The 15,674-nt window shown below is 51.9% G+C and carries 15 protein-coding genes; 1 reads left to right on the forward strand and 14 read right to left on the reverse strand.

Annotation, left to right across the window (positions count from 1 at the left end):
• Window positions 1-215: 215 nt before the first annotated feature.
• Window positions 216-413 carry a hypothetical protein gene (locus E0L20_RS20000; RefSeq protein ID WP_131635474.1) on the reverse strand — a complete coding sequence of 66 codons (198 nt, stop codon included), beginning with the start codon at window positions 411-413 and terminating at the stop codon, window positions 216-218.
• A 260-nt stretch (window positions 414-673) separates the two neighbouring features.
• On the opposite strand from E0L20_RS20000, the gene E0L20_RS20005 reads away from it, so the two are divergent.
• Entirely contained in the window at window positions 674-1,363 is a 690-nt protein-coding gene (locus E0L20_RS20005) for a helix-turn-helix domain-containing protein (protein ID WP_242673424.1), read from the forward strand.
• Window positions 1,364-1,399: 36 nt separating this feature from the next.
• Here E0L20_RS20005 and E0L20_RS20010 read toward each other — a convergent pair whose 3' ends face one another.
• The 13 genes from E0L20_RS20010 to efeU all read right to left on the reverse strand — a co-directional run bounded on the left by E0L20_RS20010 (window position 1,400) and on the right by efeU (window position 15,584).
• A complete protein-coding gene (locus E0L20_RS20010; RefSeq protein WP_131635475.1) occupies window positions 1,400-3,115 on the reverse strand; it encodes an O-antigen ligase family protein in 1,716 nt (571 codons plus the stop codon).
• Window positions 3,105-3,788, reverse strand: a complete 684-nt coding sequence (locus E0L20_RS20015; RefSeq protein ID WP_131635476.1) for a fimbrial biogenesis chaperone — start codon at window positions 3,786-3,788, stop codon at window positions 3,105-3,107. The genes E0L20_RS20010 and E0L20_RS20015 overlap by 11 nt, the downstream gene beginning before the upstream one ends.
• A 14-nt stretch (window positions 3,789-3,802) precedes the next feature.
• Entirely contained in the window at window positions 3,803-4,321 is a 519-nt protein-coding gene (locus E0L20_RS20020) for a fimbrial protein (protein ID WP_131635477.1), read from the reverse strand.
• Window positions 4,318-4,845, reverse strand: a complete 528-nt coding sequence (locus E0L20_RS20025) for a fimbrial protein (RefSeq protein ID WP_165500733.1) — start codon at window positions 4,843-4,845, stop codon at window positions 4,318-4,320. Before E0L20_RS20025 ends, E0L20_RS20020 begins: the two co-directional genes overlap by 4 nt.
• A gap of 8 nt (window positions 4,846-4,853) precedes the next feature.
• Window positions 4,854-5,387 carry a fimbrial protein gene (locus E0L20_RS20030; RefSeq protein WP_131635479.1) on the reverse strand — a complete coding sequence of 178 codons (534 nt, stop codon included), beginning with the start codon at window positions 5,385-5,387 and terminating at the stop codon, window positions 4,854-4,856.
• Between the two features lie 12 nt (window positions 5,388-5,399).
• Window positions 5,400-6,422 (reverse strand): fimbrial protein, encoded by a 1,023-nt coding sequence (locus tag E0L20_RS20035; protein WP_131635480.1) that lies wholly within the window; start codon window positions 6,420-6,422, stop codon window positions 5,400-5,402.
• 24 nt (window positions 6,423-6,446) lie between these two features.
• Window positions 6,447-9,080 (reverse strand): fimbrial biogenesis usher protein, encoded by a 2,634-nt coding sequence (locus E0L20_RS20040; RefSeq protein WP_131635481.1) that lies wholly within the window; start codon window positions 9,078-9,080, stop codon window positions 6,447-6,449.
• Window positions 9,081-9,104: 24 nt separating this feature from the next.
• Entirely contained in the window at window positions 9,105-9,800 is a 696-nt protein-coding gene (locus E0L20_RS20045; protein WP_165500735.1) for a fimbria/pilus periplasmic chaperone, read from the reverse strand.
• 152 nt (window positions 9,801-9,952) lie between these two features.
• Window positions 9,953-10,522 (reverse strand): fimbrial protein, encoded by a 570-nt coding sequence (locus tag E0L20_RS20050; protein WP_131635482.1) that lies wholly within the window; start codon window positions 10,520-10,522, stop codon window positions 9,953-9,955.
• A gap of 482 nt (window positions 10,523-11,004) precedes the next feature.
• On the reverse strand, window positions 11,005-11,793 hold the full coding sequence (phoH, locus tag E0L20_RS20055) for a phosphate starvation-inducible protein PhoH (RefSeq protein ID WP_024908976.1): 789 nt from the start codon (window positions 11,791-11,793) through the stop codon (window positions 11,005-11,007).
• Between the two features lie 498 nt (window positions 11,794-12,291).
• Window positions 12,292-13,575: an iron uptake transporter deferrochelatase/peroxidase subunit gene (gene efeB / locus E0L20_RS20060; RefSeq protein ID WP_131635484.1), complete on the reverse strand. Its 1,284-nt coding sequence runs from the start codon at window positions 13,573-13,575 to the stop codon at window positions 12,292-12,294.
• A gap of 5 nt (window positions 13,576-13,580) precedes the next feature.
• A complete protein-coding gene (gene efeO, locus E0L20_RS20065; RefSeq protein ID WP_131635485.1) occupies window positions 13,581-14,708 on the reverse strand; it encodes an iron uptake system protein EfeO in 1,128 nt (375 codons plus the stop codon).
• Between the two features lie 42 nt (window positions 14,709-14,750).
• Entirely contained in the window at window positions 14,751-15,584 is an 834-nt protein-coding gene (gene efeU / locus E0L20_RS20070; RefSeq protein ID WP_131635486.1) for an iron uptake transporter permease EfeU, read from the reverse strand.
• Window positions 15,585-15,674: the final 90 nt, after the last annotated feature.

Genomic DNA, 15,674 nt, shown 5'->3' on the forward strand with positions numbered 1-15,674 from the left:
TGCATGTTGCACGTTTCTGGGGGGATGAGACCCCCCGACCGGGGTTCGACAACTGGCGACAGCCAGTTGGACAGACTGAGCGCGCAGCGAACAGGCTGCCCGCAGGGCGAGCGAAGCGAGTCAATCCCCCCCTCACCGCCATATTTAAGAAAAAGCCCGTACGAAAGTACGGGCTTTTTTTTCGCATATTGCACGCCTTTGGGCGTACGACAACGCTATTCCCCGCAGCATTTGCAGCACACCACGCAATCATATCCCATGATATTAGCTGCATTCACGGCGCTCTCAACGTCGAAATACACGCCCAGCTCGCGAGGTTGTACAGTCGTTGATAATTCCTCGCATTCAGCAACATGCAGTTCATGCTCACCGGTGTCGAGAGTGGTTGTATTTAAATAGTATGTTTTCAGCATCGAAACCTCCTGAACATCAGCAGAATTATTAGTGCGTAACGTATTAAATCCAATGTAAAAAAGAATCAATTAGCCTGTCGCCGATTATATTTTTGAAATTCACATTCAAAAAAAGAATACAACAAGACGTAAATAAATATTAATGAGCAAGGGGAAAAATAGAATCCCATCACAAAATAAGATCATAGCACCGGTTATTTCTGGGATCATCCCGCAATACTGTTATAGTACAAAATAAATATTACATAACCGAGAGCAATATGCTATTACCTTCAGACGCTGCTTCCGAGCAGGAGAGCGCATTTAGATTCAGCATCGAAACCAAGCCCATAGAAGCCATTATTAGAATCCATAATGAACTAATATCCTATGGTCGGCCCTTCATTCTACCCGCGAACAAAAAGTTGTTACTCTCCAGTTCAAAAGATAACTTCTTCATTGTTCTGGTAGAAAAAGGCTGTTTTTCCTTCTGCCACCGACGTACCAACCTTCACATTGGAACATCGTTTGCACCTGCCATATTCGGCCTTATTGACGGATACAGTTACTTTCACAACGTAAAAGGAAGGCCGCAGCATTACATTCAGGCCGAAACCTTGTGTACCGGATGGCTTGTCCCCGTTGATATCTTTTTACAAAAATCTGATGAACTCAATCTCTGGCGCGATATCGCTAAAATTCTCGCGCAACGTCTTATGATTATGTGCTCCCGAGATACTGAGCTCACGGGTAATGATATATATTGCAAGATAAAAACGCTGTTAGCCGAAATATGGACCTACCCCGAAGAAATAAGGAAGCAAATCACCGTCGCATCATTTATTCACCACAGAACCCGGGCCTCAAAAAGCCGAATTTTGGGCATCCTTGCTGAACTCAAAAAAGGCGACTACATACAAATAGAATCCGGCATACTTATGTCACTGTCAAAATTACCGGAAGCCTTCTGAGTCAATTACATATATCACTGGAAACCATGACCGATTTTAATGCTTAAAACGGTCATCCTGCATAAATAATCGACTGGCTTCTCTCTTAAGACTGTCGCCGGTTTGCTTGTTTCCCAGAAAATAGTTAACCTCAATCAGATTATCGTACATGTCTGCATCCCCCCAGGTTTCCAACCATCGTGACGCTGCCGCGCTGAACTGCCGCAACGCTCTCACATCATTGTTATGCTTATAATCAATTATCAGCGCTTCAGCGTTGAGACGTCTTAACCTCTCGGTGCCTACGCCGGTTTCAGGCAGGGATAATACCTCATGATAGAAATCATCCGGTTGCGATTCAAACCTGGTCAGAATTAACTCATTTCGCAGTGAAATAATGACAATCATGGCCATGAAAAGCAAAAAAGCAGATAGGTAAATCGTACTGATATTCAGGCTCATCGCGCCACCGGCAGCAGCGTCCTTATCGTCACCCCGTCGGTCAATCAGGCTGAGCAGCAGTATAAAACTGAGCCAGTGTATCGCCGATTGATAAAACGGATATTCGACCTGGGTATGCAGCAGGAGCGGCAGGAGACAGATAAAAAATGCCAGTTTGTTTTTTTCGGTCGAACGAAACAGCAATCGCATACCCGCAAAGCAGACTACGAACAGGCCGGATAGCGCGACTATCCCCCCTTCTATCCACCAGTAAAGGAACTCGTTGTGAGGATAAGAGACGACAGAGGCGCCATTATCAATGGGCTGTGCCCTGTCGGCGATAAAATGTGAAAAGCTCCAGATGTAGCTCCCGTATCCCCACCCCTTTAAGGGATGAAGGAGGATCATACGCCATGTCTCATGCAGTATCATCAACCGCTGCAGGTTAGAGCCATCATGCTGGTGCAACGCCTCAAGCAGCGTTCCGTTCATCACCAGCACGCACCAGATCACGCCGATAACGGGAGCAAGTAAAAGCAAAAATCTCGTGGCAAGCGGTGTTTCTTTACGCCCGTAAAGCAACAGCATTCCCATAAAAACACAACAACCGCTCAGCCATCCAATGCGCGACTGGAGGTCCGTCAGGGCGTAATAGATAATGACAATCCCTGAAAAGACAACTGCTTTTCGCATCAATTCGCGCTGCCGGGACCTGCAGATAAAGAAAGACGATCCCAGGATAAAAAGCAGGCTCCCCCCGCCCACGGCAAGAAACGAAGCCGTGACGTTACGCTGCTGGAAAATCCCTACGTTCGTTGGAACAACCTGCAATACCCGCTGTTCAAAATCAGGCAGAAGCGCAGGATAAGAGAGTCCGGCCAGGCCGTAGAGGGCCTGAACCACAGCCGCCAGCGCAATTATGTAGAGTAGCCATTTGATCTGCACATCGCCAAAACGACAGTTTATGAGCATCGCGTAGAGCAATACCCCGGCCCACAGCCCGCCAAACTGCGCAAGGGAGTCGAAGAGCCAGTCGCGATGGGAACTCCATGCCAGCGGAAACGTCATTAAGGAGGCCGCAAGGATAATGCACTTCAGCGTCGAGCTGAGGTAAACCGGTTTTCGGAGAAAAAACAGGAATCCGATGGCCGTCATCAGCAGCATCAGGCTCCAGACTAGCAGCGACTCGGGCAGATCGGCACCGCTTCCGCCGTTATTAGGTAAAACGACATGCATTGCCAGAAGGTAGATCCCTCCCAGCGCGGTGACGACAAAGTTGGGTAAGGCTTTGGAATGTAGGCTCATTATCGACCGGACCGGATTAATTGACATGGCTCAGCCGGGCAGGCATTACCCGGCCATAATCATTAATGCTCTGCCACCGTACCGCACTCAACGCGTCACTCTGATAACCCGCGATTTCCCGAGAGGAAAAGGGCGACAGCATTCCGGCCCGTTCGATGCTGTGGCCATCGACCCGCAAATTAAAGAGCGTGACATAATAAGGCGTCGGGTTTGCTGCACGTAAATGGTTGCCTTGCTTTGACCAGGAGACGCTTTTATAAGCATCCTCTTCTTTGCCTTGTAATCCCGAGGGGCGATGAAATAATTTCATCCGGCTGCGAATGGCGACCTGTAGCGTGTTTTCGGGCTGTTTCCCCTGCGTTTCTGGAATGCTCGCCACGCTGAGCCAGAACAAACTTTCCCGATCGTCTGGAAGATCCCCGCCCGTTCGCAGGATACGGATTAGGTTGCTACGCCCGTGGCTGAGCGTAAACAGTGGCGGAGTGATCATAAAAGGCACCTTATCTGATGCCATTCCATTCTCATCAAGCACTTTTGACATTACCAGGAAACGCGTCTGCGACGTATTTTTCACCTCAAAGGTAATGCTCGATTTCTTTTGATCGAAAATAAAGCGCGTTCCGCCGATGACAACGCCAGCATGCGCGGCCATGGAGGTTAATATTAACCCTACCCCAGCCAGGACATATTCTTTAAACATTACTCACTCTCGTTTTACTGCCAGGTTAACGTAAATACCGTTGTTGCCGTCGCTTTACCACTTGTGACGCGATCTGTCGTTGCAATGTAGCGAGCGTAAAAAATATATTTATTATCCACCAGCGTAGGATTAATTGGATAATCTGGCGTTGGCTGGTTTAACGGCAGCCTGTCATGGTTTTCATTCTGGATTTCAATACCAATGCCTTTAGCGCGATTAAGCAGATCCAGCGCAAGCAGCGAATTATCATGCATGTCTCCTTGCCCGATAAAGGTAAAGCTCACCCCGGATGCCGCCGCCCCACATTTTTGCAGGTCAACCGTAAAAGAAACCGGCGATGACCCCGTCCCCTTTGCCGTAAAGGCTTTGGAGGCAATATCCCCTAAAGGAACGGATAATGACAACGAACTCAGCGCGACCGTGCAGGTATTGTCCTTGATAGCCCCGCTCACATTAATGCTGCCATCATGTGCAGAAGTCACGGCACAATACAGAAGCAGGACCGCAGCAAGCCATATAAATCTGGTCATCATTGATAGCTCAAATCAAAATACATAACAGAAGAGGCATTACCTGCGGTTACCGGGATTTTTGTCGCCATGTAACTCAGGTAAAAATCAAGCTCGTTATTGCCCGCTGCTATCGCGTATTGTTTGCTGAGGGTATTAATGGCCAGCTGAGCCGAATCTTTATCGAGGATCTCAATCCCCACTCCGCCGGCCATTCCGCCACCGCCGCTGGTATCGCTCAGAGCCAATAACGCGGTGTTCGTACTGTCGCTATCACCCGTAAACGTAATTGTCGCCCCCTCTATGCCGGTGGTGCAGTTTGACAAATTGATACTCAATTTTTTCTTTCCCTGAACATCGCCTACCGCGCTAAAGCCGCTGGACGAAAAATCCCCCATATCGACAGGCAGAGACTGGCTGCTGCTGTCAACGTCGCAGCTGCTGGCGTAAATTGACCCGGTGATATTAACCGTGCCGTCATGGGCAATCCCCACGTCAGGAAGAATGCTAAGCAAACCAACAATCATCCAGGCATAGTGTATTTTCATCATCGCGCTCACTGATATACCAGGTCAAAATACATAATCGATGAGGCATTTCCCGGGCTAACCGGTATTTGGGTGGCCTTGTAACGCAGATAGAACGTCAGCGCATTATCGCCCGCGGTTAAGGGAATTTCGTCACTGAGCGAATTTAACGCCACAGGCTTTTTATTGGGATCCAGAATTTCGATACCCACCCCGGACGCCATCCCCCCGGTGCCAGAGGTGTCGGACAGCGCCAGCAAATCCGCATTGTCGGCGTCCGCCGTGCCAGAAAATGTCACCGCAGCGCCGGAAATATCGCTACTACAGTTGGTTAATGTTATCGGTAATTCCTTTTCAGCAGAGGTATCATTTACCGATTTAAACGTAGCGCTGCTGAAATCGCCAACGGGAACGGATTGTGATGTACTGCTTACATCACACCCGCTTGCAACAACGGTTCCACTGACGTCAATTTCAACACCATTACCCGATGAACAGGCAGTGCCGCTTATGAGCATATATAATCCCCCCGCAACTATTCTCAAAAGAGTTCGATAATTCATCCAGAACGCCTTTTAATAAAAATCCACAACAATGTAAGCCTGAGAATGGAATACCCCAGGCGTGGGTTCTTTACCTGTCGTACTGACCGGATAAACCATAAAGGAGACGGTTGCCTCATCATTATTTAGCTGGAACGGAAGCGTACCCGTATTCGGGGTGATGACATTTCCCTGAGTATCAGCAAACTGGACGCCTATATCAGCGTTGTCGCTGGCAACAGCGGTGGGCTCATTCGCATCAGCCGTTGCCTGAAAACGAAAGCTCAAATTAGCCGTTGCAGACACGCCGCCAGAACATTTAACGGGCACTGATTTGGTCACAGGGTTAACGCCCGCAGCGATTTGCCCCTTGTTGATAAATGCGCTGCTGTTAATATTGCCAAAATCTACGGATATAACCTGATCGCTGTTCACCGTGCAGGTTTGAGGCACGGTAATTACACCGCTAAATGACAATGCGTAGACTGGCTCCGTCAGGGGCGTCGTATTGTCGCGCGTAACATATACGTCATCCATAAGCGTTTGCGGAATAGTTAACGAACCAATGAACGGCTGAATAACTTTTAATTGAAGAGTCACGTCGCTATCATCGACAGGAAAATTACGCCCCTTTGATACGTTTGAATCCACCCCCATGTGAACGTAGTTTACCGGCGGATAGATATCGCCCGCGGTACTGTCGACCACTTTCACCGCCCCGTCTAAATAGGGGTTCAGCTTAACGTACTGCCAGCTGCCATCTTTTTCATCGACGGGAAATCGTGTGACATAAGATCGGTAGGTTGAATTATCATCATTCGAGCTGTCCTTCGGACATACGGCCTCGACCCCGACTCCGCCCGACAGCACCAGCTGAACCGTCTTTCCGGCGACGTTTTGATCGCTGGTCAACGTTGACGTGAAATCAAAGTTTTCAATCCCCGCCGTTCCCGTACTGTTAGTACAGGTCGTCAATGAGGAGTCGGCATAACTGCATCCAGAAAAAAGCAGCGTAAATAAAACGATGCCAACGGCGTTGTTTATCGGTAAATTCATTTTGTCACCCGTGAGTTTATTTTCTTAGCTACAGGTAAGGTTCATTTTTATAATTGAATGTCGATCGGTATCCTGTAGTCGATACGGTGCCGCACAATGCTGATCGGCATCCTTGCCCCATTGAACGCGTAATTGGCCTTCTGGCGATAATCCTGACAAATAGGCTTGTCCGTCATCACCGACCAGACTCTCTTCATGGCTTTTATTAAGAGAAACCGTCGCCCCAAACGGCACGGGCTTACCGTTATGGAATAAGGTCATTAGCGAGCGCAGACCGACATGGGCATCGAATTTCGCGCGAACCATTGCCCCCTGCGTGGGGACAACATTGGTGACCGCATCTTCAATATCGACATCCTCTTCCAAAGAGTTGGTATTTAATGCCACGCGGTTTTCTCGATAGGTGGTGGCATAGGGAATAACCGCGTAGCCGCGCCAGTCAGTTTTAATTCCGGTGCTGTTCTCCAGCGCTACGCCCGCCGCTCCCGGCGCCTCCACCAGAATATTGGTGTCCCCTAGCGGCTGGCTGAGGGTGACACCATCACCGTGTACGACAATGCCTCCGCTCAGGCCATAATTCGTCTGATGATATCCGTCACTGTAGTTATACCCGGCTTTTACATTGCCGTAGGTTCCCTGATAATTCAGGCTGGTATTACCGCTGTCGCCCACTCCATGATTGCCGTAACTTTCCTGAACGTTGTAACTCAAATTATTATCGTCAAGCAGGGTGCCATTTATGCCGGTGGTTTGTGACGTTTGCCCATGACGATCGCTGTTCATGCTGTACGACGCATTCATCGTATTGGCGGCATGATAAATATCCGAATTATCATGGCCTGCCAGCCACTGGCCAACGGGCAGAGAAACCGTAAAGGCGAGCGTTTCATTCGCCTCATCTTCACCGGGAGAACGATCGTAATTCCACGTCAGGCTGTAGGAAATATCGTGCCAGTTTCCGTTGTAACCAATTTGCAGCAGCTTATCCGTTTCGCCCGTATGCCAGTAGCTTTGCTCTGACGCGGTAATGAAAAGCGAATTTTTGTCTCCCAGCGTCTGCGAGACGTTGGCCTGTATTTTGCCCTTCTTCGTATAGTAGAGATTATAAAAGTCGCTCCAGACAGGCTCATCCGGCTTCCCATCATGGTCGTCGTCCTTCGAGCGATCGTCGCCAATATAGCCGTCCATATGCTTATACGTCGTTTCATCCAGGGTATAAAACCCCTGTGTGGAATAGCGGTAGCCCAGCAGCTGGAAGTTGGCGCCGAGTTCATTCAGGGCCTTGGCATACAAAAAGCGAACGGATTGACCATCGTGCTGGCTGCCGTCCACCAGCGTGCTGTTTGCCTGGGTAACATCCAGGGATATCGCCCCGAAGTCCCCCATATTCAGCCCTATGCCGACGGCAAATGCATGATAGGCATCGGAAACCTGCGTGCCGCCATAGGCGGTCATGCCGTGCGCCAGCCCCCGGATCAGCGTCGCTTGTCCGAAACCGACGTCATCCTGCTGATCGTTGCTGCTGCGATACCGGCCTACCGTCGCCGCATATTTCAACCGTCCTTCACGCTGCAGCAGAGGAACGGCGGAATAAGGCACGACGTAGGTATTTTCGCTGCCGTCAGTTTCCTTCACCACAACCTGCAGATCGCCGCTGGATGACGTGGGGTACAGATCGCTAATAACAAATGCGCCCGGCGATACATAGGTTTGATAGATGACGTAGCCGTTCTGCTTAATGGTGACTTTTGCGTTACTTTTCGCAATCCCACGCACCGTCGGCGCAAACCCCTTCAGGCTATCGGGCAGCATATTGTCATCGGAGGCGATCTGTACGCCCCGAAAGCTTAGCGAATCAAAAACGTCGGCTGGGGTATAACTCTCCCCTGCCGTCAGCTCCACCCTGAGCGGGGCAATCGTCCTTTCGGCGTAGGTGCTAACATGCTCCCATTCGCTCTGCGAACTCCCCTCACCGCGGGTGTAGTTCCACGTCGAATAGTCGCGCAGGCGCCAGGTGCCCAGGTTCAGACCACTTTGCAAATTCAGGTAATAACTGTCTTCATGCGTTTCACCGCCGCTGTTGCTGCCGGAGAAATCGTAGCTGGTCATCAGGGCATTCACCCCCTGATCCCACTGCTCAGGGGGAATATAGCCCCTGGCGCTTTGTTGCAGACCCGCCTGAGGAATACTGAGGTTCAGTTGCTGATGTTCAAAATCAAACTCAGTGCCAGACTCCGGTATCGCCTGAAAGGGAACGCACTGCTCAGGCGCAAGCTTAGCCAGCGCGGGGAAGGCTTTAGCATTCAGCCCCATCGCTTCCATGCGCGCAAGCGTGAAGCACGGCGCTAAGCCGGAATCGTCCTTGCTATTCTTCGCGGCCTTAAAATTGACGTCCTCCGTCGACACAAAGCGGTTATTCAGATAAATATCGACCCTGTATTTTCCCGGTATCTGCCCGTTGTTATTTTCGAAGCGGGATAGATCCGCTACCGCAGAGGCATCGCCTGACAAAAACGCGGGGTTAAAGTAATTTTCTGCATGACCGCTGAAGGGTGAAAAACCCATCACTGTCGGCAAAATAATTGTGAATATTTTGTGCGGGTTATTCGCTATCACCCTGTTTACTGCCAGGGCAATATTTTTAATTCGAATAGTCATTACGCTGCCGACACCTTATCAATATCAATCCATTACGGCATTCTGTGATGGCGTATCCGCTCCGTAGTCACTCACCGTCTGGAACATAATTTTCCCCTGCGCGCCTTTCGGTAACGCGACATGGGCTTGATCCATTGGAGGAACCATAACTGCAGGCAGATCGGTGCTCCCCTCATGGAGCTTCACCAGGGTGATAAAATAAGGCGTCGGATTTTTAACGATCAGCGCATTACCATTTTGGTGGAACCGCAGCTGAGCAGGCGCATCAACGGACTGCATGGATAAATTCTTCGGGCGGACGAATAATTTAATTCTGTTTAATACCGCGATCTGCAGCGTATTTTTATTCTGAATATCTTTGTTGGCCGCAGGGATGGCTTTGACATTCATCCAGTACAGGCTCTCCCTGTCTTTTGGCAGAGTATTATCACCGGCATAGATAATTCTTAGGGTATTCTCTTTTTCAGGCTTAATAACGAAAAGCGGTGGCGTGACCACAAAGTCGTTGCTTTTCTGCCCGGCTGCATTCTCTACCCACGACTGGATGAGAAATACAGAAGCACGATCGGTGTTATTGACCGGCAAAGAAATCTGATTGCTGCCCTGAGGATAGATAACGCGCGTTGCGCCAAGCGCAATACCACCATAGCCGGCGGCCTGGGCTGCAGAAGAAAATAATCCCAGCCCGGCAAGGGCCATGGCTCCGCATAATGAGCCCATACGGGTAAGAGTAAACATGATTTGCCTTATTAAAATTGTGCCACCAGAACAACCGGCAGCGGCGAGCATCGCCATGCTGAACGCTATGCTTTTCAGTTTCATCTCTGCCCCCGTTAAGCGCACCTTCCCTGGCACAGCGTTATCCTGATAACTTACTGATAGGTCACGTTGAAGGTTGCGGTTGCGTCAACTGTCCCGGCCGTTGGCGCAGTATCCGAGGTGGTAATATAGTCGGCGGTAAAATTGAGGTTGTTCGTGCCATCAATCAGCGTTGTCGCTTTGGACTCCTGGCCTAACGGTAATGCGCTGCCATCGGCATCATAGATCTGGATACCGATACCCTGCGCGCCACCCGCCCCGGCAGTGTTATCCAGCGCGCCCGGAAGACCCTGAGGTTCAGTCCCGTTAAAAGTTACTGCAGCCTGAGAGCTTACGGTGCTATCACAGTCGGCCAGAGTAATCGAAAATGCCTTTTTCTGACCCGCCGCCACACCCGCACCCGGGGTAGTACCAAATGCGGCAAGGCGCACCTGATCCAGTGGAACTTCTTTATTCACTGAATCCTGCGACACGGCGCAGGCTGCATCCACGACAGAGCCCGTAAAATGAACAGATCCGCCAGAAACCGTCGTGCCCGTTGCACCGCTAGGGAGAGCGGCCATCGCAGAGCCTCCAGCCATCATTAATGCCAGCGTTAACCCCTTAACTGCGAACTTATTCATTACTCGTACCTTTATATTAGAAATTTAATATCATCCCTGCTCCGCCTATAAACAAAATATACATTTGTATCTACCTCGACTTATCGAAATAAATCATCCCTGTCAGGCTGCGGCAATTATCCAAAATACGAATGGTGGGCGATAGCTAAATATTATTCCAACATTAGATACTTGAAACAGGAACACAAACGTGTTAACCAGCAAATTATTTAATAACGCAATGTTTTTACGACTATTTTTACTTTAACGATATTTGTGAAAATGAAACAAAAATCCACTCAATGTTAAAAAGCATTAATTCTGCACATGATAACAGCAACTAATAAACCACGTGAATACAGTTTTGAGACATTAATGCTTTTCGATTCCGACTCTTCTAAAAATAATAAAAAGCGCGAGGGTATTCCGCCGTGCTTGTCACAAGATTTAAACCCTGTAAATAACAAAGCCCGGTTTCCCGGGCCTTGAACAACACAGCAAACTCAGTAGTACGCCTGCAGCGTGCGCTGACAGAGCGCCGAACGCACGCAGTCCTCTTTGGTGAAGCGGACCACCCCGATCATTTCATCTTCCTCAAAACGTGACATGGCGTCGCTGAGCCCGGATTTCACGCCGGACGGCAGGTCGCACTGGGTAATATCGCCGTTAACGATGACCGTCACGTTCTCCCCGAGGCGCGTTAAAAACATCTTCATTTGCGCAGCGGTCACGTTCTGAGCCTCGTCAAGAATGACGACCGCATTTTCAAATGTACGTCCGCGCATATAGGCGAACGGCGCGATTTCCACCTTGCCAATCTCTGGTCGCAGGCAGTACTGCATAAAGGATGCACCCAGTCGCTTCACCAGCACGTCATAAACGGGCCTGAAGTACGGGGCAAACTTCTCCGAAATATCTCCGGGCAAGAAGCCAAGATCTTCATCAGCTTGCAGTACCGGACGGGTGACGATAATTCTCTCCACGTCCTTATGGATCAATGCTTCCGCCGCTTTGGCTGCACTGATCCAGGTTTTCCCGCATCCGGCTTCACCGGTTGCAAAGATGAGCTGTTTACTCTCGATAGCATTCAGGTAGTGCGCCTGAGCCTCATTGCGCGCCACAATTGGAGAATTATCACGGCTGTCTCGGGCCATGCCAATTGCTTCTACGCCACTCATCTGCACAAGCGAGGTGACCGATTCTTCTTCACGCTGTTTATGGCTACGTGAATCCCGTCTCAGCACACGTTTTGCTTCGCGACGAGCTTTGATCACTGCTTTTTGTCTTCCCATGGATAGCACCTTGAGTTGTTGGTATTCATCACACGCGCCGACTTCGGCACGATTATGCGCACGAACATCAGAGGGTTGGCTTCCTTGTAAGCCATTGCTTGCTTTATCGGATGACGATACGGAACAGCTACGCGCACCGTTCTGCACGTCGGTCGAATCAGATTCTTGAGGAAGGGGGGAGAATTTAGTGGTGAGGAAATCGCTGCCGGAGTCTGGGCCTCCGCGCCGGGTGCTGCGGTTTTTGTGTTTACCTTGTCCAGTACAGGACGCAACCATTCGCGATCTCCATAGTGACGAGCATCACTGCCGGGAACTACCGCTGTCTTATCTTAAGTACATCAGGGTTTATCATAAATGCAACATTTATTTTACCTGGATGCAACTTTTCAGACTGCACCTGCAGTGAATTCAGTCTTATATAGAAATATTACAGAAATATAACAACAGGATAGTCATATGAAAAAATAATGTCCCCGCGAACGGTCGCAGGGACGATTATCAGGCTTCGATCAGCCCCTGAGCGAGGTACGCGTTCCGATCGCGCGGGCCCGGCAGGGCGAAGAAGTAGCCGCCGCCGATGGGCTTAATGTACTCTTCCAGCGCTTCGCCGTTGAGCCGCTTCTGCACGGTCAGGAAGCCCTTCTCCAGATCGTGCTGATAGCAGACGAACAGCAGCCCCATATCAAGCTGGCCGGAGTTGGTCACGCCCAGCGAATAGCTGTAGCCACGACGCATCATCAGGCTCGACTGCGTCTCTTTGGTGCGCGGGTTGGCAAGGCGAATGTGGCTGTCGAGCGCGATGGTGTTCCCGTCAGGATCGTTCGCGTAGTCCGGCACATCGTGCTCGTGCTTCATGCCCAGCGGTGCCCCGCTCTGCTTGTCGCGGCCGAATATGGTCTGCTGCTCTTTCAGCGGCGTGCGGTCCCAGAACTCGACGTGGAACTGAATAATCCGTACCGCCTGGTAGCTGCCGCCTACCGCCCATGCCGGTTCGCCCTGGTTCGCCGTCACCCACACCACGTCTTTCATCAGGGCCGCGTCGCTGCTGTCCGGGTTGGCCGTGCCGTCCTTAAAGCCCAGCAGGTTAACTGGCGTCTCTTTCCCTTTGCTGCGGGCCGCGTGGTCAGAGATAAACCCTTCCCGCTTCCAGCGCACGCTGAGCAGATCCGGCGTGTGCTTGATGATATCGCGCAGGGCGTGGATCACCGTGTCCTGCGTGTTGGCGCATATCTGCAGGAGCAGATCGCCGTGACACAGCGCCGCGTCCAGAGAATCATTCGGGAAGCGCGACATTTTTTGCAGCGCTTTCGGCTTGTGCTGTGCCAGGCCGTAGCGCGCGTCAAACAGCGATTCTCCGAGTGAGACGGTAATGGTCAGATTATCCGGCGCGATAAACGCGCCCAGGATACCGGAATCCCTCGGCGGCAGGCGCGGGTTCGGCGTATCCGGCGCCGGGCCGCCCGCCGTCAGAAACGCAATACGCGCCGTCAGCAGGCGGAAGAGGCGCTCCAGATCGGCCTTATCGCTCGCGAGCGAATCAAACGCCACCAGCATCATAGCGGCCTGCTGCGGGGTCAGAATGCCCGACTGGTGCTCGCCATAAAACGGCTGCGTCTCCATGCGGGCATCCGGCGACAGCGTGCCGGGCGCGCTCTGCGGCTTAGCCGCATGCGCCACCGGACAGCCACCGGCCAGGGCAAGCGCGCCGCCCAGCGCCCCTACCCCTTTTAACAAACGACGTCGGGATGGTTCCGCCACGTCGTGCTCGTCATGCTTGTTCATTGTGCTTAGTCCAGACCCAGAACGCCGCGCAGCTGAGCCAGATCTTCCGCCAGCGTGGTAATCGGCCCTTTCAGCGCGTTACGGTCGGCATCGGTCAGCTTGTCGTAGGTTTCGAAGCCGTCTTTGGTGCGGTACTTCGCCAGAATGGTGTCGACTTTCTTGAAGTTGGCATCGACTTTCGCCAGCAGTTCACCGTTCTCTTTTTGCAGCTGAGGGCGCAGCAGGTCGACAATTTTCTGCGCGCCGTCGACGTTGGCCTGGAAGTCCCACAGGTCGGTGTGGCTGTAGCGATCTTCTTCACCGCTGATTTTGCTCGCGGCCACTTCTTCAATCAGGCCTGCCGCGCCGCCCACCACTTTCGACGGCGGGAACGCCAGCTCGCTGATGCGCTTCTGCAGCTCCAGCACGTCGCCGTTCAGCTGCTCGGCGTACTTCTCCATCCCTTTGGTCGAGTTGTCGCCAAACAGGGCTTTTTCCAGACGGTGGAAGCCGGTGAATTTCGGATCGGCGGCCTTCTGCTCGTAATCGTCCTCACGGGCATCGATGCTGCCATCAAGGTCAGAGAACAGCTCGGCAATCGGCTCGATGCGCTCGTAGTGCTGACGAGTTGGCGCGTACAAGGATTTCGCCTTTTCGAGATCCCCCGCTTTCACCGCGTCGGTAAAGGCTTTGGTGCCCGCGACCAGGTCCGCCGTCTCTTTGGTGACGTAGGCTTTATAGGCGGTGATGGCCTCGCCCAGGCTGAGCAGCGCTTCGCCCTTCGCGGCATCCTTCGTGGCTTCGCCTTTCACAATCAGCTTGCCTTTCGGGTTGGTCAGCAGGCCGCAGGTCATCTCATATTCACCCGGCTGCAGGTTGGCGGTCATCTTCTGGCTGAAGCCGGGGGCGATGTTTTCACGCTCTTCCACCACCATCACGCCTTTGAGGATTTCCCACTCCAGCGCCTTCTGGCTGTGGTTCTGGATAATGAACTGGGTTTTACCGCTGTTGACCGTGAGGGTCATCGGTTCACACTGTTTATCATTGACGGTGACTTTCACCTGAGGAACATCGGCAGCCTGAGCGGCGAAGGCAGATGCAATCAGCGCTGCCACGCCAGCCTGTAACGCACTACGACGGAATTGAATTGTCATGACCCTTCCCTTTAAAAGTATGTTGTAACTACAATGAGCACTTCAGGGCGCAGTACGCGACGGCTGAGCGCTGGGGCGCGATGGCATAAAGAACAGCACCAGCGCCGGAATCAGATAAATAAAGTACATCGCCACTTCGCTAACGCTCGGCGTTTCCTGATAGCCGAAGATACCTTCGAGCAGGGTGCCGGTCAGTGAATGGGTGGTGAGAACGTTGCTGAGATCGAACGCCACGTCCTGGAAGTGGTTCCACAGGCCCGCTTCATGGAAGGCGCGGATTGCGCCCGCCGCCAGCCCGGCCGCCACCAGCAGAATGAACAGGCTGGTCCACTTGAAGAACGCCCCGAGGTTAAGACGAATGCCGCCCCAGTAGAGGAGGAAGCCCAGAACAACGGCGGTTGCCAGCCCCAGCATTGCGCCGATTGGCGGCCAGATGCCCACGTCCTGCTGGAACGCGGCCAGCAGGAAGAAGACCGATTCCAGCCCCTCGCGCGCCACGGCAAAAAACACCATCAGGATCAGCGCCCAGCCGTGGTTATTGCCTTTCTGCAGGGCATTATCGACCGCCTGCTCCAGCTGCACCTTCACGTTGCGGGAGACTTTGCGCATCCAGAACACCATCCAGGTGAGTATCACCACCGCAATCACGGCGACGATGCCCTCAAACAGCTCTTGCTCCTTCTGCGGGAATTCGCCGGTAGTTTCATTGATGAGGATACCCAGGCCCAGGCAGAGCGCCGCGGGAAGAAACACCCCAATCCACATCACCCCAATCCAGCGCCCGCGCTGGGTTCGCTTCAGATAGCTGGCGATAAGGCTGACAATCAGGGCCGCTTCGAGGCCTTCACGTAACATAATGAGAAATGGAACAAACATGCCGACACCTTAAATGTTTAACGCGGTCAAGTGATGCAAAGAAAGGTAAATTCTTGTGATAGTGATTATCATTACGGCAGTAAGAAAAAC

Source organism: Enterobacter wuhouensis (assembly GCF_004331265.1).
GTDB lineage: Bacteria > Pseudomonadota > Gammaproteobacteria > Enterobacterales > Enterobacteriaceae > Enterobacter > Enterobacter wuhouensis.